A 23,642-nucleotide genomic window follows, 5' to 3' on the forward strand; every position below is an offset into this window, starting at 1 on the left:
TTATATATCGCTTAACTCATCCCATTCGTCATCACTAAGTAGTTTATTTAAATCAACCAGAATAAGTAACTCATTGTCGCGGTTACATACACCTTGAATAAATTTAGCACTTTCCTCTGTACCTACATTTGGCGCACTGTCAATTTCAGAGCTACGTAGGTAAACAACCTCAGAAACGCTATCGGCTAAAATGCCAATCACTTGCTCTTCTGCTTCAATAATTAAAATACGTGAATTATCCGTCGCTTCAATATCAGGTAAACCAAAACGAGAGCGAGTATCAATAACGGTAACAACATTACCACGTAAGTTAATAATACCAATCACATACGAAGGCGCACCTGGTACAGGAGCAATCTCGGTGTAACGCAGTATTTCTTGCACTTGCATTACATTTACGCCATAAGTTTCATCTTCTAGCTTGAACGTAACCCACTGCAAAATCTCATCATTATTATCTGCATTTTTTTTAGCTGACAGTAATTTATCTTCACTCATGCTCTTACCTCGTAATGGTCATTACTTGTGACGGCTATCTAAGCCTTTCTCTAATAGTGCGTTTAAATTATTAACATCTATTAAAGCACACATTTTTTCTTTAATTACTCCAGCAAGCCATGGGCGCTTACTGTTATTTGTACGCCATTTTACATCTTCTTTACTCAATGTAATGTTATTTATTAGTTTTTCTGCTAATAAACCCCATTGGCTATCACCTAAAGTGATGAGATATTGATAATTTAAAGATGCCTCTAACTGCTCATCGTACTTTTCAGGCATAACCCAGCGAGCGGTATCAACAACATTGAGTTTTTCTTCTCGGTTGATCATAACCCCTTTAAACCACTTAGGCTTGCCAAATAAATGATTTACTTCTCCAAGCTCATGAATGCCACCTAAGGCTTTTAGCGGCACCGCTAAAGTAAGCCCTGCCACTTCAAAAAACAGCGCTTGAAACTCACCATCAAAGTAGTCAGCTTCACCACCTACAACCACCTCTTGCTCAGGCACGACGTGTTGCTCTTGGTGGGTGTCAATTTCTACATTCGATACTTGCTTATTAAGCTTTTCAACTTCAACAACAGGCTCAACTATTACTGGTTGTTCTTTTTGCTCTTCATACGTTACCTGCTCAAGCAGTTTAGCAACAGGCTCAAGGTCTTTTGTTGGTTCGTCATCAGATAATAACGCCCCTAAGTACTGAGTGACTACTTTTTCATTAGCAAATAATTGCTTACTCATTTATTAACCTTGTTTTATTAAATATTTAAGTAATGCTTTATAAGCATAGACTCCACGCGCATTTGGGCAAAAATCTACCGGTACTTTTTGCGCTAAACTTGCATCTCTAAATTTAGTATCAACAGGAATAACGCCTGGCCATACTTTTTCTTTATACGTTTCTTGTAATGTTTTATAGGCCTCAAGCGATGCTTTGGTTCGTTTATCATACATAGTTGGAATTATAGTATATTCATAGCTTTTCGCTTGAGAGGTTTGCATTAACTCCATAGTACGCATCATTCTATCGAGCCCTTTAAGCGCCAAGAACTCAGTTTGCACCGGCACTAACACTCTTTCACAGGCGGCAAGCGCATTGACCATCAGCACACCTAAAACAGGTGGGCAATCTAAAATTGCATAATCGTAATACTCGCTAATTTTAGCCAGTGTTTTTTTTAAAATCAGGCCCATTCCCGTTTTATTACCCATGCTACGGTCAAGTGTCGCGATCGCCATAGTTGCAGGTAAAATATCAAGGTTTTCAATTGTTGAGGGGCATAATGCTTGCAGTATTTCTTCACTTTTCATACTCGAGCCGCGAGTAAAAATATCGTAAACACTGACCTCTAAATCTTCTGAATCAATACCAAAGTAATAGGTTAGTGAAGCATGAGGATCTGTATCAATCAATAACACGCGCTTGCCTTGAAGCGCAAGGATCCCTGCAAGGCTAACCGCTGTAGTGGTTTTGCCTACTCCCCCTTTTTGATTGGCTACTGTCCAAACTTTCACATTACATCCTAATTACTGTTCGTTGCGCGTGGTAACACGGATGCCACCATGCGGTAAACGGATTATTTTTATTGTATCGTCTTGGGCAGGTAGCTCAATTTCTGGCTGACTTTGCTCTGATACTGAAATTGATGATTTCGTTTGTTCATCAGAGGGCTCTGGTGCTAAACCATATTTAGAAAGTGCAATCACGACTTTACGGTTTTCAGCACGCCCAGCTTCGGTATCATTATCGGCAAAGGGCGAGTATTGACCATATCCCTCAATGGCCATGCGCGCGGATTCAATGCCCAAACGCTCTAGTTCAACTAATATTGAGGTTGCACGCGCCACTGATAACTCCCAATTAGAACGAAATATTTCATTTCGTATGGTTTCGTTATCTGTATACCCGCGTACTCTTATATAGTTATCGACTGATGCGATGATTGCTTCAATTTTTTTTACAATCTCTTTGGCCTTGTTATGTGCAACAGCACTACCACTGGCAAACAACAATCCGGAATTGAGCTCAATAACCAACCAGTCTTGGCTTAGTTCTAAGCTAGCCTCGCCACTGCGTATCTCATCAATCAGCGACGATTGTAATTTAGCCAATAAACTATCCAGCGGCTTACCTAAGTGGCGTTGACTAATATTGCTATTGTCACTTTGACCATCGAGTAACATTGGGCCTTGCTCTTGCTCTTGAATACTTTCGCCATAGAGTATTTCAGCCTCAGGGGTCACCCTTTCAAGCAATAAAGCATCACCATTTACCCCGTTACCCTGCTGAGAATATTGTTTTGCAGACTTATCAAAAACATGCTCAAGAGAATCAGATAAAACCTTGATGTTGTCTTCTTTGTTTATCGCAATTGCATACAATACAACAAAAAATGCAAACATTATGGTCATATAATCCGCATAAGAAACTAACCAACGCTCAGTATGTTGGCTCTTTAATTGGTGATGACGTAAGCGACGGCGTAACATAGGCGCTAATGGGCCTGTAAAATTGGACGTTCAACGCGGTAGGCTTCAAGCTTTAGTTCAATATTAATAGGGCTCTCACCTTGGCTAATAGCAATTACACCTTCCGCTAACATTTCGTGATAAAGCATCTTTTGTTCAACCCGTTGCTTTAGCTTATTGGCCATAGGTAAAAATAATAAATTAGCCAAACCAACACCATATATAGTTGCAATGAACGCGGTGGCAATACCCGTTCCTAACTGCTCAGGATCGTTAATAAATGACATGGCTTGAATAAGCCCAAGTACCGCACCTAAAATACCAATAGTTGGGCTATACCCACCCATTGCTTCATATACCCGGCTAGCCTCAAGTAATCGTTCTCGCTCAAGTAATAAGTCAATCTCGAGAGTATCGCGTAGTTTTTGCTCTGAACAGCCATCAACTAATAAACTCAGTCCTTTGGCAGCATAGGGATCTGAATGCGCAAGTGCTTCGTTTTCTAATGCTAAATAGCCTTCTTGACGGGCTTTATGCGACCAGCGTTTTACTTGCTCAATAGCATCTTCAATATCATGGTCGTCGGTAATAAAAACCCAATGAGTAATACTAAGCATTTTTTTAAATGTATTGGCTGATGTTTGTAGCATCACCGCACCTAATGTACCGCCTAATACAATAATTAGTGCAGGCCCATTAAACAGCGCAGATACCACACCTCCCTCTAAAGAATAACCGATTGCAATAGCACCTAATGCAACCAGTAATCCTAAAACAGAAAGCTTATCCACAGCCAACCTCTCTTTTTAAACGTGCAGCCACATCATGAAGGCTAATGCTTTCGCTCGCTAAACCTGCACTGGCTATCGCCTGAGGCATACCATAGACAACACAGCTTTTTTCATCCTGAGCCCAAATTGTAGCGCCAGTTTGCTTAAGCATGCGAGCACCATCACGACCATCTGCACCCATGCCTGTCAAAATAATGGCAAGCACATCACCTTGATACGCTTTGGCCGCACTGGCAAAGGTAATATCAACACTTGGTTTATAGTTTACTCGTTCATTTTTATCTTCAAACACACGAAGGGTTCTATTAGAGCCACGTCCTTCTACCATCATTTGCTGGCCACCTGGCGCTAAATAAGCGCACCCAGGTTGTAATCTATCGCCTTGCTGCGCTTCTTTTACTTTAATCTTACACAAGCCATCTAAGCGAGTAGCAAAGGCCGGGGTAAATGCAGCAGGCATATGCTGTATGAGTAAAATAGGGTGTGGAAAATTAGCAGGTAATTGCGTCAAAATAGTTTGCAGTGCAACTGGCCCACCTGTGGATGTACCAATAGCAACTAACTGATACTGCTTACCACTGGCACGCGCTGAGGCACTGCTGTTATTAGGTGCAGGACTCGCATTATTAAAGCTACGATCAGGTTGAACTATCGGCTTTTTAGCAAGGTTAGAAAAGCGTTCAGAACTGTTTGACGCTGGTTTACTAATACTTGGAGATGGGGCCGTTCTCGTAATTCTTCCAATACGCTGGCGGCCTATTTCCTTAACCTTATTTTGCAATAACTTAATTGCATCATCGTTATTGCGAGCAATATCTTCAAACTTTTTAGGTAAAAAGTCCATCGCCCCAGCATCAAGCGCATCCAAAGTGGCAGATGCCCCTGCTCGTGTTAACGATGAAAACATTAAAATAGGTGTTGGATTACTCGCCATGATCTCTTTCACAGCACTAATACCATCCAGCACCGGCATTTCAACATCCATGGTGATAACATCAGGACGTAACTGAGCTGTTTTTTCGACGGCCTCTCGGCCATTTACAGCAAAGCCTATTACCTCAATGCCGCTGTCTTGTTCAAGAATTTCACTCACTCTGCGGCGAAAAAAGCTTGAATCATCAACTACTAAAACTTTAACAGCCATTTCGCTCTCTTATTCAATGAATGGGTAGGCATAAAGTTTATACCTACTTTTTATTATCCAGCGTAATGCTTTAGCATACTCGGTACATCTAATATCAGTGCAATTCCACCATCAGAGGTAATAGTCGCACCCGCCATACCCGGCGTACCTTGCAATAATGCATCTAGAGGCTTGATCACCACTTCTTCTTGACCTATTAGTGAATCAACAACGAACCCTACTTTTTGAGTCCCTATTTGCACAATAACGACATGCCCTTGTGCTTTTCGCTGACCTCTATCAGCGCCTTTTATAAGCCAATGTTCAAGGTAGAATAATGGAATCGACTTTTTACGAACAATAATCGTTAGCTGGCCATCAACCACATTAGTTTTTGTTAAATCTAAGTGGAATATTTCACTTACACCCGCTAGCGGCAAGGCAAAGGTTTGCTCTCCCACCACCACCATTAAGGTAGGTAATATCGCAAGTGTTAGTGGAACTTTGATTTCTAAAGTAGTCCCTACGCCCATTTCTGATTTTATGTTAACCGAGCCATTGAGCTGAGTGATTTTTGTTTTAACCACATCCATACCAACACCACGGCCAGAAATATCTGAGATTTCTTCTTTGGTTGAAAATCCAGGTGCAAAAATAAGGTTATAAGCTTCAGTATCAGAAAGACGACTCGCTTGGTCGTGATCAAGCACCCCTTTACTAATCGCAATCTTTTTAAGCTTTTCAGCATCCATACCGGCACCATCATCTTGGATGGTAAGTAGAATATGATCACCCTGTTGCGAAGCTGATAAAGTCACCGTACCTGTTCTAGGTTTACCCGATGCTTCACGAATATCGGGCATTTCAATACCATGGTCGACCGAGTTGCGAACCAAATGCACCAATGGATCGGCCAATGCTTCCACTAAATTTTTATCTAAATCGGTGTCTTCACCGACAAGTAATAAATTAATATCTTTTTTAAGTGTTCGTGCTAAGTCACGTACAACACGAGGAAAACGGCCAAATACTTTTTTAATTGGCTGCATTCGTGTTTGCATTACTGCACCTTGGATATCAGCAGTCACAACATCTAAGTTGGAAATAGCTTTACCCATAGCCTCGCTATCAGAATTAGTCGCCAAACTCACTAAGCGATTTCGCACAAGTACTAACTCGCCCACCATGTTCATTATTTGGTCTAGGCGTTTGGTATCAACACGTACTGTTGTTTCTGCCGGTGGAGGCGCTGCTTTTTTAGGCGGCGCAGCTTTAGCTGCTTGTGCCGCAGGAGCAGGCTTAGCTGGCTCTGGTTTAGGCTGTGGCTTAGCTGCAGCAACTGGTTCTGGCTTTTTAGCTGCCACTGGTTCTGGTTTACTTACAGGAGCCGGTGTTTCTATCGACTTAGGTGCACCTTTACCATGAAGTTCATCAAGTAACGCTTCAAACTCGTCGTCACTTATTTCATCATCGCCCGAGCTTTGCTCGTTACTTGGTGGAGCCACAGGGGCTGATGGTGTTTGTTGTGGTGTACTTGCGGTTGCTTGGCTCACTTCGCCAAAGCTGCCTACACCATGAAGTTCATCCAATAAGCTGTCAAACTCATCGTCAGTTATATCACCACTGACATCATTGTCACTTGATGATGATTGTTTTTCTTGTGGGGCTTGCCCTTTTCCATGAAGTTCATCAAGTAGGCTTTCGAATTCGTCTTCGGTTATTTCATCAATCTGAGACTCAGTACTGCTGCTATCTGGGCCGCTAAATAATTCATCAAAAGCAAACGGGTCTTCTTCAGCATCGTTGCTCGGTTGCTCTGCAACTGGTTCGGGCTCTACCGATGGGGTTTCGACAGGAGCTATATCTTCAACCACAGAATCGCCGGCAAGCTCTTCTGCTGTCGGTGGCTGTCCAAGTTTGTGAAGTACTGCAAGTAATTCTGGATCAGCAGGCTCTGGCTGGTCACGATTTTTAATCGTGGCAAACATTTCATTAATGGTATCCAGTGCTTGTAAAATCACATCCATTAATTCAGAGTTAACTGTTCTTACACCTTGGCGCAGTAAATCAAACACATTTTCAGCACCATGACATGCATCAACAAGCTCTGTCATAGCCAAAAAGCCAGCGCCACCCTTTACAGTGTGGAAACCGCGAAATATTGCGTTTAGTAGCTCAGTATCATCTGGGTTGTTTTCCAGTTCTACTAACTGTTCAGATAAAAGCTCAAGGATTTCTCCGGCCTCTACTAAAAAGTCTTGTAAAATATCTTCATCGACTTCAAAGCTCATGCAGTACTCTCCTATTAGAAGCCCAAACTTGATAATAGATCATCAACTTCATCTTGATCAGATACAACATCATTACGCGTTTCTTTATCAATAATAGGCCCTTCGGGACCTGCTAGTGTTTGTGCAACAATGGGATCTTCTATTTTTTCTGGTTGTTCAGTTGGTTCAACCTCACCACCTTGCGCTGCAAATGCAGTCAACAGGTGAATTAAACTTTCTTCAACTTCACGGACAAGTTCAATAACACGGCGAATAACCTGACCCGTTAAATCTTGATAGTCTTGAGCCATCAGCACATTAGTCATCAGCATTTGTAACTCATCGGTTTTGTGATGAGAACTGCTCATAAACTTATCAATACTATGACAAAGTGATTTAAACTCGCCAAGCTCTATTTCGCGGTTCATTAAACGATCCCACGTTGGCTTGATATCAGCTATTTCGTCAGCGATTTCTTGTGCTAATGGTAAGCTTGCTTCAACCGCATCCATTGTCTTATTGGCTGCGTTTTCTGTCATTTCCATGACATAGTTAAGGCGTTTTTTTGCGTCAGGGATGGCATCAGTGGTAATGTCTGTTAAACGCGTGTCTAACTCGAAACTTTTTAAAGCTTCGTGCAGTTGACGCGTCAACTTACCCACCTCAGCAAATAACTGTGATTGCTCTTGTGAAGCTGTTTCTAAAATTAACTGATTCGCTTTATCTTGCTCACCATTTTCTAAAAAAACAACTAACTGGCGAGCTTGTTCTAAAGTAATCTGAGGCGCAGCAGGTGCTGACATAAGCCTCTCCCTCTCATTAACCTAAGCGTTCGAACACTTTTTCTAATTTAGTTTTCAATGTACCTGCAGTAAATGGTTTAACAATATAACCATTAACACCTGCTTGGGCCGCAGCAATTATTTGTTCTTTTTTAGCTTCTGCTGTAACCATTAAAACAGGAATATGCTTTAATTTTTCATCAGCTCGAATTGCCCTCAAAAGATCAATACCTTGCATGCCTGGCATATTCCAATCTGTTACAACAAAATCAAACGCTTGATTTTGCAACATAGGCAAAGCAGTTGACCCGTCATCTGCTTCTTGAACATTGGTAAAACCTAAATCGCGCAACAGGTTTTTAATAATACGTCTCATTGTTGAGAAATCATCAACAACAAGAATTTTAATGTTTTTATCCAAAACATCCTCCAGTGAGGCCTGAACCTTTATTTACTTACTTCTAGTTTATCCAGTCATTGATTTTTGCTTTAAGCTTAATCATCGCCTGACCATGTATCTGACTTACACGCGATTCACTTACATCGAGTATATGCCCAATTTCTTTTAAATTCATCTCATCGTTATAGTACAAAGAAAGCACCATTGCATCTTTTTCCGGTAACGACTTTATTGCACTGAGTAAAGACTCATTAAACCGTTCATTTTTAACATTATTGAACGGTTTGTCTAGTGCTAAATCTTGGCCATGAGGTGTAATCACATCGTCATCTATACCAAGGTCTTCAATACCTAACACTTTACTTACATTTACATCGTTTAAAATATGATGGTACTCATTTAGCGAAATTTCAAGTTTTTCAGCAACTTCACTATCTTTAGGTTCACGGTTTAAACTGTTCTCAAGCGCAACAATAGTCTCTGCAACCAAACGGCTTTTTCTGTGAACTGAACGTGGAACCCAATCGCCTCGGCGCATTTCGTCTATCATCGCACCACGAATACGAATACCGGCAAAGGTTTCAAAGCTTGCGCCTTTGCTCGCATCAAAGTTTTTTGAAGCTTCAATTAAACCAATCATACCCGATTGAATTAAATCATCTAGCTGCACACTGGCCGGTAAACGAGCAATTAAATGGCACGCCACTTTTTTGACTAATGAGGCATGCTTTTCAACAATCATATTTAAATTTTGTGTTGACTGATATCCCATAGCTCTATTCACCGGTATTGTCATTGTTAGTTACTAACTAGTTTCTCAATGAAAAACTCTAAATGACCCGAGGCTTGACTAGGTGTTGGCCACTTAGCAATTTTTGTAGCCAGTGTTTTAAAAGCAATTGCAGCAGGCGACCCAGGAAAAACCTCAACAATTACTTTTTGGCGGCGCGTTGATTTGCGCATATTTTCATCATATGGAACCGTTGCAACCAACTCCATTGATATATCTAAAAATCGGTCGGTAACCTTTGAAAGTTTTGCAAACAATTCCTGCCCTTCGCGTAAACTACGCACCATATTGGCAACAATTTTAAATTTATAAACGCCGTGCTCACGGCTAAGTACTTTAATTAAAGCATAGGCATCGGTAATTGATGTAGGCTCATCACATACCACCACAACCACATCTTGCGCTGCGCGAGAAAAACTCAGCACCATATCGGAAATACCCGCAGCGGTATCAACAATTAAAATATCAAAGTCGGTGTTAAGTTCACTAAATGCACGAATAAGTCCAGCGAGCTCTGAGGGTGATAACTCAACCATACTTTGCGAACCCGATGTTGCAGGCACTATTTTTATGCCTGCGGGACCTTCGACTAAAATATCATCAAGTTCACATTCGCCCGATAAAACATGAGATAAATTACGCTCAACGCGCAGTCCAAGCATCACATCACAATTCGCTAATCCTAAATCAGCATCTAGTACAAGCACACGTTTGCCTTGTTGGCCTAACGCGATTGCCGTGTTAAGGGATACGTTCGTTTTACCCACTCCACCTTTGCCGCCGGTGACAGCGATAACTTTTACGCCGTTATTATTATTCTTGCTCATTTTGCGAAGGCCGCTTGCTTGATCTAAAACTGTGTTAATCATACATCTCTACTGTGCTCGACGCCACTGATTGGTGTCGTGATTGTTGTGCTTTTATTCTTTTTAAATACAATTGCTCAGCTTTTTTTACTAGTTTTTCGGCATTTGCCACTCTAATATCTTCTGGTACTCGCTGACCGTTAGTAAGATACCCTATTGGGAGACGATTTTGAATCGCAATACTAATAATCTCACCTAAACTCAATGACTCATCAAGTTTAGTAAAAATACATCCGCTTAGCTGTACTTTTTTAAAGTGCCTTACTGTTTCTTGTAATACATTAATTTGCGCCGTCGCACTTAATACTAAATAACTACGTATATCAACACGCTGATTACGCATCAAGGTGTTTAACTGCTCAGTTAAGCGTAAATCACGTTGACTCATTCCCGCTGTATCAATTAAGACTAGACGTTTATTTCGTAAATGGTATAAAACTTCTGCTAATTCATTTGCATCTTTAACTTGTTTAACGCCACAACCTATAATACGACCATACGTTGCTAGCTGCTCATAAGCACCAATACGGTAGGTATCGGTAGTAATAAGCGCTACTTTATCGGCACCGTATTTTTGTGCACCCAATGCTGCCAGTTTTGCAACTGTGGTGGTTTTACCCACGCCTGTAGGCCCGACTAACGCAAAAACACCGCCTTGGCGAAGTATTTCGTTGTTCGTGGTTTGCATTTGATCTTCAACCATGTTCAATAAAGCTTTCCAGCCTTGTTGGCGAGACACATCGTCTGGTACAAAACATGCCATTTGCTCAGCAACATTTTTCTCTATCCCCATACCGACTAAGCGGTCAATCATACATGCACGGGTCGGGTCGCGACGTGCCATATCTTGCTGCATTAAACCTGATACTTGGTGCTCTAATAGTTGACGAATTGCGTTCATTTCTTCACGCATTGTGCTGATGTCACTGGATTCTTTATGCATTGTTTGCTGACGCGGTGCGCTGGGTGAATCTAAATCGTCAAAGCCACTGTCTAAATCGTCAAAACCTAAGCTATCGGCTTGGGTGCGAGGACGCACTGGCGCGCTTTGTTCACGTTCAAACATATTTTTAGGTCGTGATTGCACAGGCTCTTGTTCTTGATAGTGGCCAGAAGTGTCAATGCCAGAGTGTGAAAACATTGAAGCAAGCTCTGCTGAACGAGGACGTGGAGACTGACGCTCTAGTAAGGCTTGTAAGCTATCTGCAACCTTTGCTTGTGGCTTAGGTTGAGCGCGTTGCGGTTCTGGTTTAACAAAATTATGTGAACTTTGCTCAGTATGTGCAAATGAAGCTCTTGCAGCGGGTTGGCTTTGAGGCTGCTCTGGCGGTTTTGTCGCTGCTTTGTCGTAATCAACTGCAGCAACAATTTCAACGCCATTAGCTAGTTTTTTATTTGACATAATAACCGCATCAACACCCAACTCTTCTTTTACTTCTTTTAGTGCAGTGCGCATGTCTTTAGCAAAAAAACGTTTAATTTTCATAATTCAAACCCCTTTAAAATCTTATTGTTGGCCTACAGAGCTGACAATCTTGATCTGTCTTTCATCTGGTATCTCTTGATAAGACATCACTCGCAATCCTGGAATGGTGTATTTAACAAATCGAGATAACACAGTGCGTAACATTCCTGACGTTAGCAATATTGAAGGTTCACCGGCCATTTCTTGATTTTGATGCGCTTCATTCAATGATGTTTGAAGTCTATCAGCAAGCCCTGGTTCTATTCCGGCACCTTCATCACCTGCATTTTGAAGTGACTGATGCAACATCTGTTCCAACTCAGGCGCCAAGGTTATGACAGGGATTTCAGAAGACATACCAACGGCATCTTGAACGATTAATCTACGCAGTGATATTCGCACTGCAGCCGTTAATACATCTGGGTCTTGGCTGCGAGGGCCATACTCAACAAGGGTTTGAACAATTGAGCGCATATCTCGTATTGCCACCCCTTCGTTTAATAAATTTTGTAGTACTTTCACGATGGTGGTCAGCGGTAATACCTCAGGTACAAGTCCTTCAACTAAGCGAGGGTGACTCTTACCTAACATATCTAATAAGTTTTGTACTTCTTCATGTCCGAGTAATAAAGCGGCGCTATTGGTGAGTAACTGGCTAATATGGGTTGCCACCACGGTAGCCGAATCAACCACCGTGTAACCTAAAGACTGTGCTTCATCTTTTTGATCAGGTTTTATCCAAACTGCATCTAAACCAAACGCAGGATCTTTAGTTTCAATTCCTTTTAACGGGCCAAATACTTGGCCTGGGTTAATCGCTAATTCATCACCATGTTTAAGCTCACCCTCACCACTTGATACACCCATCATGGTTATGCGGTATGCATTTGGGTCGAGTTCTAGATTATCGCGTATATGCACCGGCGGCACTAAAAAGCCTAGCTCTTGAGATAGTTTTTTACGCACTCCTTTAATACGGTTTAACAGCTCGCCACCTTGTGATTGGTCAACGAGAGGAATGAGTCGGTAACCGACTTCTAAACCAATAACATCAACTTGTTGAACATCATCCCAACCCAGTTCTTTTTGCTCTTGTTTAGCCGCAATTCCGGTACCTGAGGCCGCATTTTCGGCTTCTTCTGCTTCTGCAGCGGCTAATTTCAGTTTATTTTGTTGAGTATAGTATGCAAGGTAACCTAAAAGCGCCCCTAAGCTTAAAAATGCAAGGTGTGGCATACCTGGGACTAAGCCCATAGTAATAAGGATACCTGAGGCAATAAATAACGACTTTTCGTTACCTAATTGCTTCTTAAACTGATCGCCCATGTTGTGCGATTCATTTTGACGGGTTACAACAATTGCAGTACCAATTGAAAGTAGTAATGAAGGTAATTGCGCGACTAAGCCATCACCAATGGTCAATAGTGTGTACACTTCCATAGCGCGTGAAAAACTTAAATCATGTTGGATCATGCCAACAAATAAGCCACCCACAATATTGATCACTAAAATGACTATGCCAGCAATAGCATCACCTTTTACAAATTTACTAGCTCCATCCATAGAACCATAAAAGTCAGCTTCACGGGTTACTTCCTCACGACGTTCTCTGGCTTGCTCGGCACTGATAAAACCGGCATTCATATCTGCATCTATGGCCATTTGCTTACCTGGCATAGCATCTAGAGTAAAACGCGCTGATACCTCTGAAATACGACCAGCACCTTTGGTGATTACCACAAAGTTAATGATGATCAGAATTAAAAACACCACCAAGCCCACGGCGTAGTTACCACCGATTACCACTGAACCAAATGCTTCAATGACTTTACCAGCAGCATCCCCACCGTTATGACCCTCAAGCAGTACCACCCGGGTACTGGCCACATTGAGTGCTAAGCGCATTATGGTTGCAATTAACAGCACCGCTGGGAACATACCAAACTCAAGCGGCTTCATGGTGTATACAGTGACCAGCAATACAACTAACGCAAGCGCGATATTAAACGAAAATAATATATCAAGCAGGAATGGAGGCAGCGGTAAAATAACCATGCCCAGCGCAGCCAACACCAAAAGCGGTGTACCAACGCCCTTCGCATATTCTTTTTTATCTTTATTAAGTTGTTGTAATACCGCTTTAAATTCCATAACTCTACAATTTCAAAAAATTGACACTACGCTGAAATTGCAATAACTATTCCAAGTTAGTTGGTTAGCAGTTAATACTTAAATTCATCGGGGATAGGCAGCTTTTTATTAAGGGCAACAGGGCGTTTTCCACGACCTTTTTTAAACCGTTTAAGCTGAAACACATAAGCAAGCACTTGAGCAACCGCAGTAAAGAGCTGATCGGGGATTTGCTCACCCACTTCTGCAGTATGATAAAGCGCTCGGGTTAAAGTTGGAGACTCAACAATAGGCACTTCATTACCCAATGCAATTTTACGAATTTGCATGGCGAGCTCATCCACACCTTTGGCTAATACAATAGGCGCGCCTGCTCGCTCTGTATCGTATTTTAAAGCTACGGAATAGTGAGTAGGGTTGGTAACAATAACATCGGCGTCTGGCACATCCTGCATCATTCTCTTTTGCGACATTTGACGTTGGGTTTGCCTTATGCGCGCTTTAATCTGCGGATCACCTTCTGAGTTTTTATATTCGTCTTTTACCTCTTGCATAGTCATTTTAAGCTGTTTGTTATGACTATAGCTTTGAAATGGGGCGTCAATAGCAGCAATAATAATTAAGGTGCAAGACATGCCTAAAAACATCCACGCTAAAATTTCCAAAGCATGAACAATATTGCCAGGCGCACTTTCTATACTTAAATGTAAGATTTCATCAAAAAACGTATTAATTAAAAAAATAGCAAATGCGGCCACCAAGCCAAACTTTAATAATGACTTAAGCAATTCTATAGCCGCTTGTGGACCAAACATGCGGGTAAAGCCTTTCATTGGCGACATTTTACTGGCTTTGGGCGCAGCTGCTTGCCAACTAAAATTAAAGCCGCCAAGCATGGTATTACCGATAAATGCAGCCAATACAATAATGAGTACAAACATCGACATAGGAAATAACAGTACGTCGGCCACCTCTCCCCATACGGCAAACATTTTGGTGGTGTCGTAGGTTTCATTGCGGTTAAGACTCAGCATTCTTCCCATAATGCGGTACAAGCCTTTGCCAATTTCAGGCCCATACATTAATAAGGAAATAGCAGAAAAAATAAGCACAAACATGGTACCTAACTCTTTAGAACGCGCTATTTGGCCTTTCTTTTTAGCATCATCAACTTTTTTGGGGGTGGGTTCTTCGGTTTTTTCTTGTCCGGAATCTTCAGCCATTACGCTCTCCTAAGGGGAACAACCAACTAGAGTACACATCAGCTCAACCATTTTTAGCCATTGGAACTCAAACTGAGTGACAAAGTTACCGAGCGTTGCCCAAATAATAACGAGCCCTGCCACTAAGGTAAACGGGAAGCCTATCGAGAAAATATTTAACTGCGGTGCAGCACGGGTCATAATACCAAATGCCATATTAATAACCAGCATGGCGGTTAATGGTGCTAATGACAGCACTAATGCAGTGGTAAACATCCAACCACCCCATGTCACTATGTCCCAGTAATGATCAACCGCCCACCAATTGCCATCAATCGGGAGTACTTCAAAACTGTGCACCACCATTTGAATCATCATTAAATGACCATTAAACACAAAAAATAATAAGGTAGCTAATATTAGATAAAATTGCCCCACTGCAGGCACACTCATCCCATTAGAGGGGTCAACAACAGATGCAAAACCTAAACCGGTTTGCATAGCAAGAATTTGACCGGCTAACACAAACGTATTGAGTAATAGTGTGGACGCAAAACCAATTGCGACACCAATCAACATTTGTTGGAGTACCACTAAAATCATTTCAAAAGAAAATAGATTAGTAAATGTAGCAGCAGGAAGAACAGGAACAACTAAGAAGGTGACCACTACAGCCAAGCCCATTTTTATTCGAGCAGGTACGTTTTTTGCGCCAATACCCGCCATGATCATGATCATAGAGCTGATGCGCACTAAGGGCAGTAAAAAATCACTTAACCATTGAATGACAACGGAAAATGGAAATTCCATTGTTAACCTGCAATTTCGGGGATAAGCAGCACTAAGCGATTAAAAAAGTCCATTAGCTCTTGAGTAAACCAATGTCCTCCCACAATCAGGGCACTGATGGTGATTAATAAACGCGGTAAAAAACTCAGTGTTTGTTCGTTAATTGAGGTTGCTGCCTGAAACACAGCCACAACCAACCCAATAATTAAGCCAGGTACCACAATGGCAGACACCAGCTTAATCACTAAAAATAGGGCTCCACTTAAAATATCAACAAATACTTCAGGTTCCATGGACGACTCCTAGTGTGGTTGGTTCAATGAAGAGTGCACAACTACGTGCCCAAGCCAAAGCTTTTAGCGAGTGTACCCATCACCAAGCTCCACCCATCAACCAATACAAACAACATAATTTTAAACGGTAGCGACACAATCATGGGCGATAACATCATCATACCCATGGCCATCAATACCGATGCAACCACCAAATCGACAATCAAAAAGGGAATAAAAAACATAAAACCAATAATAAAAGCGGTTTGTAGCTCACTGGTCACAAACGCAGGAATAAGCACAACCATTGGCGTTGCTTCAGGCGAGTCAAGCTGATCGTAACCTGCTATTTTAGCAAAGGTTTCTAAATCTTTTATACGTACCTGTGAGAGCATAAACGCTTTCATTGGCTCTTTGGCTAAATCAAGTGCTTCAAGTGACGTTACTTGTTCACTTAAATACGGTTCGATAGCTCGCTCATTTATTTGCTCATAAATTGGCGCCATAATAAAAATACTTAAAAACAGCGACATACCTAGTAATACTTGGTTCGAAGGCGTTTGCTGCAAACCAATGGCTTGGCGCAAAATAGCTAAAACAACAATAATTCGAGTGAAAGAGGTCATCATGATAATGGCGGCTGGAATAAAGCTCATAGCCGTCATGATCGCCAACACTTGTAGCGTCACTGAGTAGTCTTGGGTGCCATCGGCATTAGTGGTGATCGTCAGCGCGTCAATCCCCTCGGCATTGACCCCTGGGACGAACACCATGGCAAATAGGAAAAGCAGCCATTTAGTCATAATATTAGTTCTTTTTATTTTGATTAAGTTGCGGATTCAACATTTTGCCAAACCGCTTCGCTAATTCTGGTAACTCTTTTTCTGTTAGGGGGGTTTCTAACTTGTGTAGATAATTAATACTGTGTGGAGTAACCCCTAATAGGTGCTGTGCATTATCTATTTCAACCACCATTAAGCGCTCGCGTGATCCCAACGGAAGACTGCGGATCACTTTAAACTCATCGTTATTGGTTAAATTTGGATTGAGCTTTTTTACAAAAAAAGCCAACACTAAAATTAACACCACAACCATACCCAAAGATAACACCATGGATACGATATCTGTGGTCGGTGTTGCAGCATCGGTTGCTGCAAACACCGAATTGCTTAAACTGGCTAGTGCTATCATCGTAACTTTTTGATCCGTTCAACCTGGCTAATTACATCCGTTAAACGAATACCGAACTTATCGTTCACCACAACCACTTCGCCATGCGCAATCAAAGTACCATTAACTAAAACATCAAGCGGTTCGCCGGCAACCCTGTCAAGCTCAACGACCGAACCTTGGTTAAGTTGTAATAAATTACGAATATTAATTTTAGAACGCCCTACTTCCATAGAAATAGTAACGGGAATATCTAAAATAGTATCGAGTTTACGTTTTTCTTCACCGCTGAGTTCATGCTTTGAATCATCAAGCTCATCAAGCTCAGTTACTTTGACCTCAGGACTATCGTCAGTGCCTTCAGCTTCAGCAAGTGCTGCTGCCCATTCGTCCATTGTATCTTGATCATCGCTCATACTTTTAACCTTTTAATCAATTACCAGTCTAAGTCTACACCGTTTGAAAGGTGTAAATCATCTTCTAGTTCTGCTAATTCTGCATCTGAATCAATTTTTTTGCCGCCTTTAGTAAAGACATGCAGCTCAGATTTAACTGAATCAGGGCGTTTAATTTTTTCACTAATTTGTAGCGCAACGTTATCGCGTGAACGACCCATTTTAGCTCTAAATGTAGGGAGTTCTTCCACAAATACGGTAATATGCTCAGGCATTTCAACTGGAATTATATCCCCAGCTTTGAGCTCCATTATTTGTTTTAAGCTTAAATCAACTTCAAGTAGCTGGGTCGATAAATCGACTTCTACGTCCATTATTTCGTCACGAAGCGCCTTACTCCAACGTAAATCGGTATCTTCAGTATCAGACTGAACACCCGCATCCAATAGCTCTCTGATAGGTTCGAGCATTGAATAAGGTAGCGCAATATGAAAGTCTCCCCCGCCACCATCCAGCTCAATATGAAAAGAGCTGATAACCACTACTTCGGTTGGGCTAACAATATTAGCCATCGCAGGGTTTACCTCAGAATCGAGGTACTCGAACGACACATCCATCACCGGTGCCCATGCTTCTTTGTAATCTTCAAAGATTATTTTCAGCAGCATTTGTACGATTCGGCGTTCTGTTGGGGTAAATTCACGTCCTTCAATTTTGGCATGATAACGGCCATCGCCACCAAAGAAGTTGTCTACCAGTATAAATACTAAGCGTGCTTCCATGGTAATAAGGCCGGTGCCTTTTAGTGGGCGAAAACGCACCATATTCAAACTCGTTGGTACAAACAAGGTATGTATGTACTCACCGAACTTGATCATTTGCACGCCGTTAATTGACACCTCAGCGGTGCGGCGCATCATGTTAAATAAGCTAATTCGCATGTGACGGGCAAATCGCTCGTTAACAATTTCAAGTGTCGGCATGCGACCACGCACGATGCGATCTTGCGAAGAAAAGTCGTACTGTAGTGTACTTCCCTCACCATCTTCACCGTCGTGTATATCTTCCTCTTCGACTTCATCGACACCATGTAATAGTGCATCAATTTCGTCTTGGGATAATAAATCGCTCACACTGGCCCCTTATTGCATCACAAAGCCGGTAAATAGTACCCGCTCAATTACTTTATTCCCTTCAACATCCATCATAGCGGCCTGTACTTTATCAAGTGCAGTAAAACGCAGTGTTTCTTTGCCTACACTGGTGCTAAGTTCATCAGCCGTTGTCATGGAAAATACACTCAGAAGTGTGCCTTCAATCAGTGGAATGTGTTTTTTAGCCGTTTCTTCATTACCATCGCCGCGCACTAATAATTGCACTTTAATCTGTACAATTCTATCGCGACTAGCCCCTGGCACATTAAAAATAAACGGTCTAGGCATCGCAACATATAAAGCACTGCCAACCGTTGCCGAAGAACTTGTTGGCGCAGCAGCTACCTCACCATTGGCAGCATCATCTGCAAGGGTTTCTACTGGCTCATCACCACCTGATAATAAAAAGTACCCTGCCACAGCGCCAACAATAAGTAATACAGCGGCAATAATTATTATGAGTTTGCTTTTACTTTTACTTACTTCTTCTATTTCTAAATTAGTATCTTCAGCCATTGTATTTCCTTTATTTGCAAAGGTATTTGCTTGTTTTAACTATTATAATAGCAGGACTTAGGCATAGTAATCTATTGATGATGACGTTTGTTGTCCAGAACCCTGTATTTGCTTATCTGGTTGCTCACTATTTGTCTCATCTGTAGAGCGATTATTGGCCATTTGCCCTTGTGAATCACCTTCTTGTTGCTGTGCTTGCTCACCTGAGGAATCACCGTAAGAAATACTGCTTTCACCTAGTTCTAAACCTTGCTGCATCAGCATTTCTCTAAGCCTAGGTAAAGACTGCTCCAGCGCTTCTTTGGCTTGCTGGTTTTGCACTACAAAGTTGATTTGTGCTTGCTCAGCATCACTTCTAATACGAATTTGCATGCTGCCCATTTCTGGCGGATCTAGGCGAATTTCAGCTTCTTTATTATTAATACTTAACATTGAGCTAACCCGCTCTTGTAGCATTTTTGCCGCATCACTTTTAATAATGTTTAAAGCCTGTAACGTGGCAGGATCAATGCTTACTTGTTTCGCTTGTGCTGTACTTTGTAACTGTCCTGCTTGCAAGCTTTGCGCTTCAATAATAGCTTGTTCGTACCCTAAAGTATCGTATTTAGCGAGACTACTAAGCGACTGTTTGTCAAATATATTAATGATCTGAGAGAAAATTTGTGCTGCACGCGGTGGCATTTGTTCAGCATTAGTGCCGCGCATGCTCTCTTTTTGTAATGCGTCTAACTGTTTGGCAAGCTCTTCAGGGTTATCAGCTACCGATTTTGAACTCTCTAATTTTAGCTCAGGTTTTACATTGGCTGATTCAGTACCAGCCTGTGCTTTTGGCGCTATTGCTCCCGCCAAAGCATTATTTGAAAATAGTGGCTTATCTTTGGCGCTAAACAAGCTGTCCGCGTTAATCGCGGTCTCTAAATCACTGATTACTCCTTTTAGCGAGGTAAGTTCTTTCGTTGATAAAGATTCATTTTTAACGTAACCCTGCAACTGATTGAGTAAGGCCTGTTTTTCTGAGGTAGTTAACGTACTTATTTGTGCATTAATGGTCTGCTGAGGTGTTTGAGGCTTCTCACTTTCACTCACATACTTACTGAGTAATTGCTTTAAATCCGCTAGGTTATCTTTATTAATTGGCTTGCTCATCGCATTAAGCTCAGTGGCTAATTCACCTTGCTGAGCAGGTGTTAAATTTGCCAATAATTTATCTGCTTTAATGGCATTATCATCTTTTGATAACAGCGCCAAAATTGATGAGTCTAATGATGATTTTACGGTTGTGGTATTAGTCGGCTTATCGGCCACCTTATCTGTTGCTAATTGACTTGAAACAACATCGCCTTTTTGACTCGCATTAACAGCTGCTAGCGCTTTTGTGTCAAGCAGTGTCGGCTCACCTTCGCCTTTTCCTGCTAAATTAGCACCTTGTACATTTTGTGTTTGTGGAATGATTTCATCATCCACAACGGCATCACTTGGCATAGTAATAATAGGTGCCAGCTTATCTTCAGGCTTAGCGTTTATTTTAACAGCGTCTTTGTCTATTAACTGCGCACCACCATGGGGGTTATTTTTTACTGAGGTATCGATGACTTGTGCCGCATTAATTTGCGCCAGCATATCTTCACCGCTCAAAGGCTTTTCTTCGCTACTTTGCTCTTTTAGATCGGATTGTTCATCTGCTGATTGTTTGTTTGGCGCTTTAGCTTGCGTACTGTGTGTTTCAGAAGCTTGGTTAGCAAGGGCTAATTGATCAAAAAAGCCAGCATCATTACTGCTATCTAGCTTTGTTTTATCACTGTCTTTTTTAACTAAGTATGAGTCTTGCTCAGATACCGCTAACATTGAAATATCATTTATCGCCATAAATCACCTAATAAAAGCGGCAACAGCCCACCGCACAATCCTAAAAATCATTGCTCTTGTAGAATCTAAGCAATTAGCATGCCTACCTTATAGTGCTTTATGCCTTTGATAAAACTGATTAGAGGAAAATTCATCGAGCATTTTTTGCTCACTTTTAGCGGCCAACATATCCGCTTTTATCTGTTGTTTTTCAATTAACTTAGCAACCGCTTTCGCTTTTACTTGTTGCTTTAACCACAAGGTTTTACGCTGGCTAACCACCTGCTTTGCAGTGTTAACAGTGCTTGCTTGTTGACGTATCGCTTCTTCAATCTTAGCAATGAATGCATGATACTGACTAAATCCGGCACTTGATAAACCCGACTGCCCCTTAATATGAAGTTGCTGCGTGTATTCAAGTCGAAAGTCATTTAAGCCCTGCAGCTTTTGCTGATTTACTTGCAAATTTTGATTAGCTTGCAAGTAGCTCATGCGTAACGTTTCTTCTTTTTCGTTTTCAAGCCTGAGCAACAAATGCAGTTTATTTTTTGCCATTATGCTTGTCCTAATAATTGCGCTAGCCCTTGAAGGCCATCATCATAGCTAATCACATCACGCATCCCTTGTTGTAAAAATGCGTTCACTCTTGGCATCATGTTTATTGCCTGATCGAGCATTTGATCACTGCCTTTTTGATAAGCGCCCAAGGTGATCATGTCTTTGTTCTGTTGATACATTGAATACACTTGCTTAAGCACCCGAGCTTGTTGCATGTGCGACTCAGACACCACTTGAGGCATAACTCGAGAAATCGATTTTTCTATGTCAATGGCAGGATAATGGCCGCTGTCGGCTAAATCACGCGATAAAACAATATGTCCGTCAAGTATGGCACGTGCAGCATCAGCAATCGGGTCTTGCATGTCATCGCCTTCACTCAGTACGGTAAAAAAGGCAGTAATAGAGCCTTGTCCTTCCCCGCCGTTACCCGCTCTTTCCACCAGCGCAGGTAATTTAGCAAATACTGAAGGTGGGTAGCCTTTTGTTGCAGGGGGCTCACCCACAGCCAGCGCGATTTCACGCTGTGCCATAGCATAACGCGTCACCGAGTCGAGTAATAACAATACGTTTAAACCTTGATCTCGAAAATACTCTGCAATGGTTACCGCACTTTCGCAGCCTTTTAATCGCATTAATGGTGAGGCATCAGCGGGGGCTGCAACAACAACTGAACGTTTACGCCCTTCAACACCCAGTATTTCTTCAATAAATTCTTTTACTTCTCGACCACGCTCACCGACTAAACCTACTACAATCACATCGGCTTCACTGCCTCGGGTCATCATGCCTAATAATACTGATTTACCCACACCAGAGCCTGCAAATAAGCCCATGCGCTGGCCTTGGCCGACAGTAATCACCGAGTTAATAGCACGTACCCCCACATCCATAGGCTTACTAATGGGGCGTCTTGCAAGAGGGTTTATTGCATTTTGAGCAAATTTGAGTGTATGTTCTGCATTAATTTTACCTAAGCCATCTAAAGGTCTGCCTAAGCCGTCTACCACTCGACCAAGTAAGCTCATGCCAACAGGCAAACCTGTGTCATTAACTTGGGGGATAACTCGCGCACCAGGAAGTACGCCTGAAATGTGGTCGTTAGGCATTAAATACAAAGTTTGATCGTTAAATCCAACAATTTCAGCGTCAACAAAGCCGTTCATTGTTTCAATTTTACATTGGCTGCCTACCGGAGCGCGCAAACCTTTGGCTTCCAGTGTTAAACCAACCACACGCGTTAAAACTCCCGCGACTGCAGGCGCTGGAATTTTAATATGCCGTTGGTATTGAGATAAGCGTTCGCTTAATGAAGTATCGCTCACAGACATAACACGCCAATAAAAAAGTTAGATACCACTGTTATGCAAAAAGCTATCCAACGTTTCTTTGACACGGGTTTTCAAGGTCATATCTAAAGATGATAACGTTGTTTTAACTTCACAACCGCCCCGCTCTAGAGTGGGTTCTGCAATTAATTGCCAATGATTATCTTCAATAGCTTGTTCCCCATAACTGGCTTTTATCAGCGATAAGTCATCTGGATGAAGATGAATTCGAACTTTTTCTTGTTCTGCATTAAGTGCATCAATGCTTTTTTTCAAAGTATGTAAAATAATATCAGGTGATGTTTTTACTTCTTGATAAATAATCGCTTCACTGAGCATAGTGGCTAGCTGTACCAGCTGTTTTTCTGCTTGTTCGTCCACTTTTTTAAGCGGGTCGCTTAAACTATCTAGTAAGCCACGCAGGCTGGTCAACTGCTCATCAATTAATGGTTTAACGTCTTCTTGGCCTTGTGTTTTACCCAGCTCTACACCTTCTTTGTAACCCGCCTCTTTACCCTCGGTTACGCCTTTGTCAAAGCCATCTATATAGCCTTGTTCGTGCCCTTGTTTAAGGCCTTCTTCGTAGGCATCTTGGCGAATACGCTCCAGCTCTACCATAGTTAATGAAGGCAGCTCTGGTTCTTCCGGTTCTTCTACTTGTTCTTTTGCTATTTCTTTACGGTATAGCTCGGCTAAGGGTGTGCCATAAGCCGTAGAGCGATTGCGAAAGCTTCGCTCATCGGGAGCAACATCAGGAATTGGCCAATTTTTTAATAACTCATCAGCTTCATCTGCATGTAATGGGCGACCTTTAGAGTGACTCATA

At 41.8% G+C, this 23,642-nt stretch carries 25 protein-coding genes; all 25 read right to left on the bottom strand.

Translation table 11 applies throughout. The annotated features are described in order from the left end of the window. The 25 genes from PISS_RS11270 to fliH all read right to left on the bottom strand — a co-directional run bounded on the left by PISS_RS11270 (position 1) and on the right by fliH (position 23,641). Positions 1 to 498 (bottom strand): chemotaxis protein CheW, encoded by a 498-nt coding sequence (locus tag PISS_RS11270; RefSeq protein ID WP_008112225.1) that lies wholly within the window; start codon positions 496 to 498, stop codon positions 1 to 3. A gap of 21 nt (positions 499 to 519) precedes the next feature. Next, positions 520 to 1,242 carry a chemotaxis protein CheW gene (locus tag PISS_RS11275; RefSeq protein ID WP_008112224.1) on the bottom strand — a complete coding sequence of 241 codons (723 nt, stop codon included), beginning with the start codon at positions 1,240 to 1,242 and terminating at the stop codon, positions 520 to 522. A gap of 3 nt (positions 1,243 to 1,245) precedes the next feature. Further along, the gene (locus PISS_RS11280) at positions 1,246 to 2,016 is read right to left on the bottom strand and encodes a ParA family protein (RefSeq protein ID WP_008112222.1); all 771 of its coding nucleotides are present in this window, start codon (positions 2,014 to 2,016) and stop codon (positions 1,246 to 1,248) included. 12 nt (positions 2,017 to 2,028) lie between these two features. Further along, a complete protein-coding gene (locus tag PISS_RS11285; protein WP_016899237.1) occupies positions 2,029 to 2,991 on the bottom strand; it encodes a flagellar motor protein MotB in 963 nt (320 codons plus the stop codon). A gap of 5 nt (positions 2,992 to 2,996) precedes the next feature. Further along, complete coding sequence (locus PISS_RS11290) at positions 2,997 to 3,761, bottom strand: flagellar motor protein (protein WP_058155095.1); 765 nt, start codon at positions 3,759 to 3,761, stop codon at positions 2,997 to 2,999. Further along, positions 3,754 to 4,905 carry a protein-glutamate methylesterase/protein-glutamine glutaminase gene (locus tag PISS_RS11295; protein ID WP_016899235.1) on the bottom strand — a complete coding sequence of 384 codons (1,152 nt, stop codon included), beginning with the start codon at positions 4,903 to 4,905 and terminating at the stop codon, positions 3,754 to 3,756. The genes PISS_RS11290 and PISS_RS11295 overlap by 8 nt, the downstream gene beginning before the upstream one ends. 53 nt (positions 4,906 to 4,958) lie before the next feature. Further along, positions 4,959 to 7,175, bottom strand: coding sequence for a chemotaxis protein CheA (locus tag PISS_RS11300; protein ID WP_013465548.1), 2,217 nt, complete (start codon positions 7,173 to 7,175; stop codon positions 4,959 to 4,961). A 14-nt stretch (positions 7,176 to 7,189) separates the two neighbouring features. Then, positions 7,190 to 7,957, bottom strand: coding sequence for a protein phosphatase CheZ (locus tag PISS_RS11305; protein ID WP_010387932.1), 768 nt, complete (start codon positions 7,955 to 7,957; stop codon positions 7,190 to 7,192). Between the two features lie 16 nt (positions 7,958 to 7,973). Beyond that, positions 7,974 to 8,357 (bottom strand): chemotaxis response regulator CheY, encoded by a 384-nt coding sequence (cheY, locus tag PISS_RS11310; RefSeq protein WP_008112210.1) that lies wholly within the window; start codon positions 8,355 to 8,357, stop codon positions 7,974 to 7,976. A gap of 40 nt (positions 8,358 to 8,397) precedes the next feature. Further along, on the bottom strand, positions 8,398 to 9,108 hold the full coding sequence (locus PISS_RS11315; protein WP_008112209.1) for an RNA polymerase sigma factor FliA: 711 nt from the start codon (positions 9,106 to 9,108) through the stop codon (positions 8,398 to 8,400). 26 nt (positions 9,109 to 9,134) lie between these two features. Next, on the bottom strand, positions 9,135 to 9,995 hold the full coding sequence (locus PISS_RS11320) for a MinD/ParA family ATP-binding protein (RefSeq protein ID WP_058155097.1): 861 nt from the start codon (positions 9,993 to 9,995) through the stop codon (positions 9,135 to 9,137). Next, positions 9,988 to 11,478 (bottom strand): flagellar biosynthesis GTPase FlhF, encoded by a 1,491-nt coding sequence (flhF, locus tag PISS_RS11325; RefSeq protein WP_013465549.1) that lies wholly within the window; start codon positions 11,476 to 11,478, stop codon positions 9,988 to 9,990. Before flhF ends, PISS_RS11320 begins: the two co-directional genes overlap by 8 nt. Before the next feature lie 21 nt (positions 11,479 to 11,499). After that, positions 11,500 to 13,608: a flagellar biosynthesis protein FlhA gene (flhA, locus tag PISS_RS11330; protein ID WP_008112204.1), complete on the bottom strand. Its 2,109-nt coding sequence runs from the start codon at positions 13,606 to 13,608 to the stop codon at positions 11,500 to 11,502. A 71-nt stretch (positions 13,609 to 13,679) separates the two neighbouring features. Then, positions 13,680 to 14,810 carry a flagellar biosynthesis protein FlhB gene (flhB, locus tag PISS_RS11335; protein ID WP_013465550.1) on the bottom strand — a complete coding sequence of 377 codons (1,131 nt, stop codon included), beginning with the start codon at positions 14,808 to 14,810 and terminating at the stop codon, positions 13,680 to 13,682. Between the two features lie 9 nt (positions 14,811 to 14,819). Then, the gene (gene fliR / locus PISS_RS11340) at positions 14,820 to 15,599 is read right to left on the bottom strand and encodes a flagellar biosynthetic protein FliR (RefSeq protein WP_013465551.1); all 780 of its coding nucleotides are present in this window, start codon (positions 15,597 to 15,599) and stop codon (positions 14,820 to 14,822) included. Between the two features lie 2 nt (positions 15,600 to 15,601). Further along, entirely contained in the window at positions 15,602 to 15,871 is a 270-nt protein-coding gene (locus PISS_RS11345; protein ID WP_010387922.1) for a flagellar biosynthetic protein FliQ, read from the bottom strand. Between the two features lie 41 nt (positions 15,872 to 15,912). Next, positions 15,913 to 16,653, bottom strand: coding sequence for a flagellar type III secretion system pore protein FliP (gene fliP, locus PISS_RS11350; protein ID WP_013465552.1), 741 nt, complete (start codon positions 16,651 to 16,653; stop codon positions 15,913 to 15,915). A gap of 4 nt (positions 16,654 to 16,657) precedes the next feature. Next, the gene (fliO, locus tag PISS_RS11355; protein WP_024602027.1) at positions 16,658 to 17,041 is read right to left on the bottom strand and encodes a flagellar biosynthetic protein FliO; all 384 of its coding nucleotides are present in this window, start codon (positions 17,039 to 17,041) and stop codon (positions 16,658 to 16,660) included. Further along, entirely contained in the window at positions 17,038 to 17,436 is a 399-nt protein-coding gene (gene fliN, locus PISS_RS11360) for a flagellar motor switch protein FliN (protein ID WP_013465554.1), read from the bottom strand. Before fliN ends, fliO begins: the two co-directional genes overlap by 4 nt. A gap of 20 nt (positions 17,437 to 17,456) precedes the next feature. Further along, positions 17,457 to 18,548 (bottom strand): flagellar motor switch protein FliM, encoded by a 1,092-nt coding sequence (gene fliM, locus PISS_RS11365; RefSeq protein ID WP_010387912.1) that lies wholly within the window; start codon positions 18,546 to 18,548, stop codon positions 17,457 to 17,459. A 9-nt stretch (positions 18,549 to 18,557) separates the two neighbouring features. Next, positions 18,558 to 19,085: a flagellar basal body-associated protein FliL gene (fliL, locus tag PISS_RS11370; protein WP_013465555.1), complete on the bottom strand. Its 528-nt coding sequence runs from the start codon at positions 19,083 to 19,085 to the stop codon at positions 18,558 to 18,560. 57 nt (positions 19,086 to 19,142) lie between these two features. Further along, positions 19,143 to 20,951, bottom strand: coding sequence for a flagellar hook-length control protein FliK (locus tag PISS_RS11375; protein WP_058155098.1), 1,809 nt, complete (start codon positions 20,949 to 20,951; stop codon positions 19,143 to 19,145). An 87-nt stretch (positions 20,952 to 21,038) separates the two neighbouring features. After that, complete coding sequence (gene fliJ, locus PISS_RS11380) at positions 21,039 to 21,485, bottom strand: flagellar export protein FliJ (protein ID WP_008112186.1); 447 nt, start codon at positions 21,483 to 21,485, stop codon at positions 21,039 to 21,041. Next, positions 21,485 to 22,819, bottom strand: coding sequence for a flagellar protein export ATPase FliI (fliI, locus tag PISS_RS11385; RefSeq protein ID WP_008112184.1), 1,335 nt, complete (start codon positions 22,817 to 22,819; stop codon positions 21,485 to 21,487). The genes fliJ and fliI overlap by 1 nt, the downstream gene beginning before the upstream one ends. Positions 22,820 to 22,837: 18 nt before the next feature. Further along, complete coding sequence (fliH, locus tag PISS_RS11390; RefSeq protein WP_016899230.1) at positions 22,838 to 23,641, bottom strand: flagellar assembly protein FliH; 804 nt, start codon at positions 23,639 to 23,641, stop codon at positions 22,838 to 22,840. Position 23,642 lies beyond the last annotated feature (1 nt).

Origin of the sequence: Pseudoalteromonas issachenkonii, assembly GCF_002310795.1 — a bacterium.
Lineage (GTDB): Bacteria > Pseudomonadota > Gammaproteobacteria > Enterobacterales > Alteromonadaceae > Pseudoalteromonas > Pseudoalteromonas tetraodonis.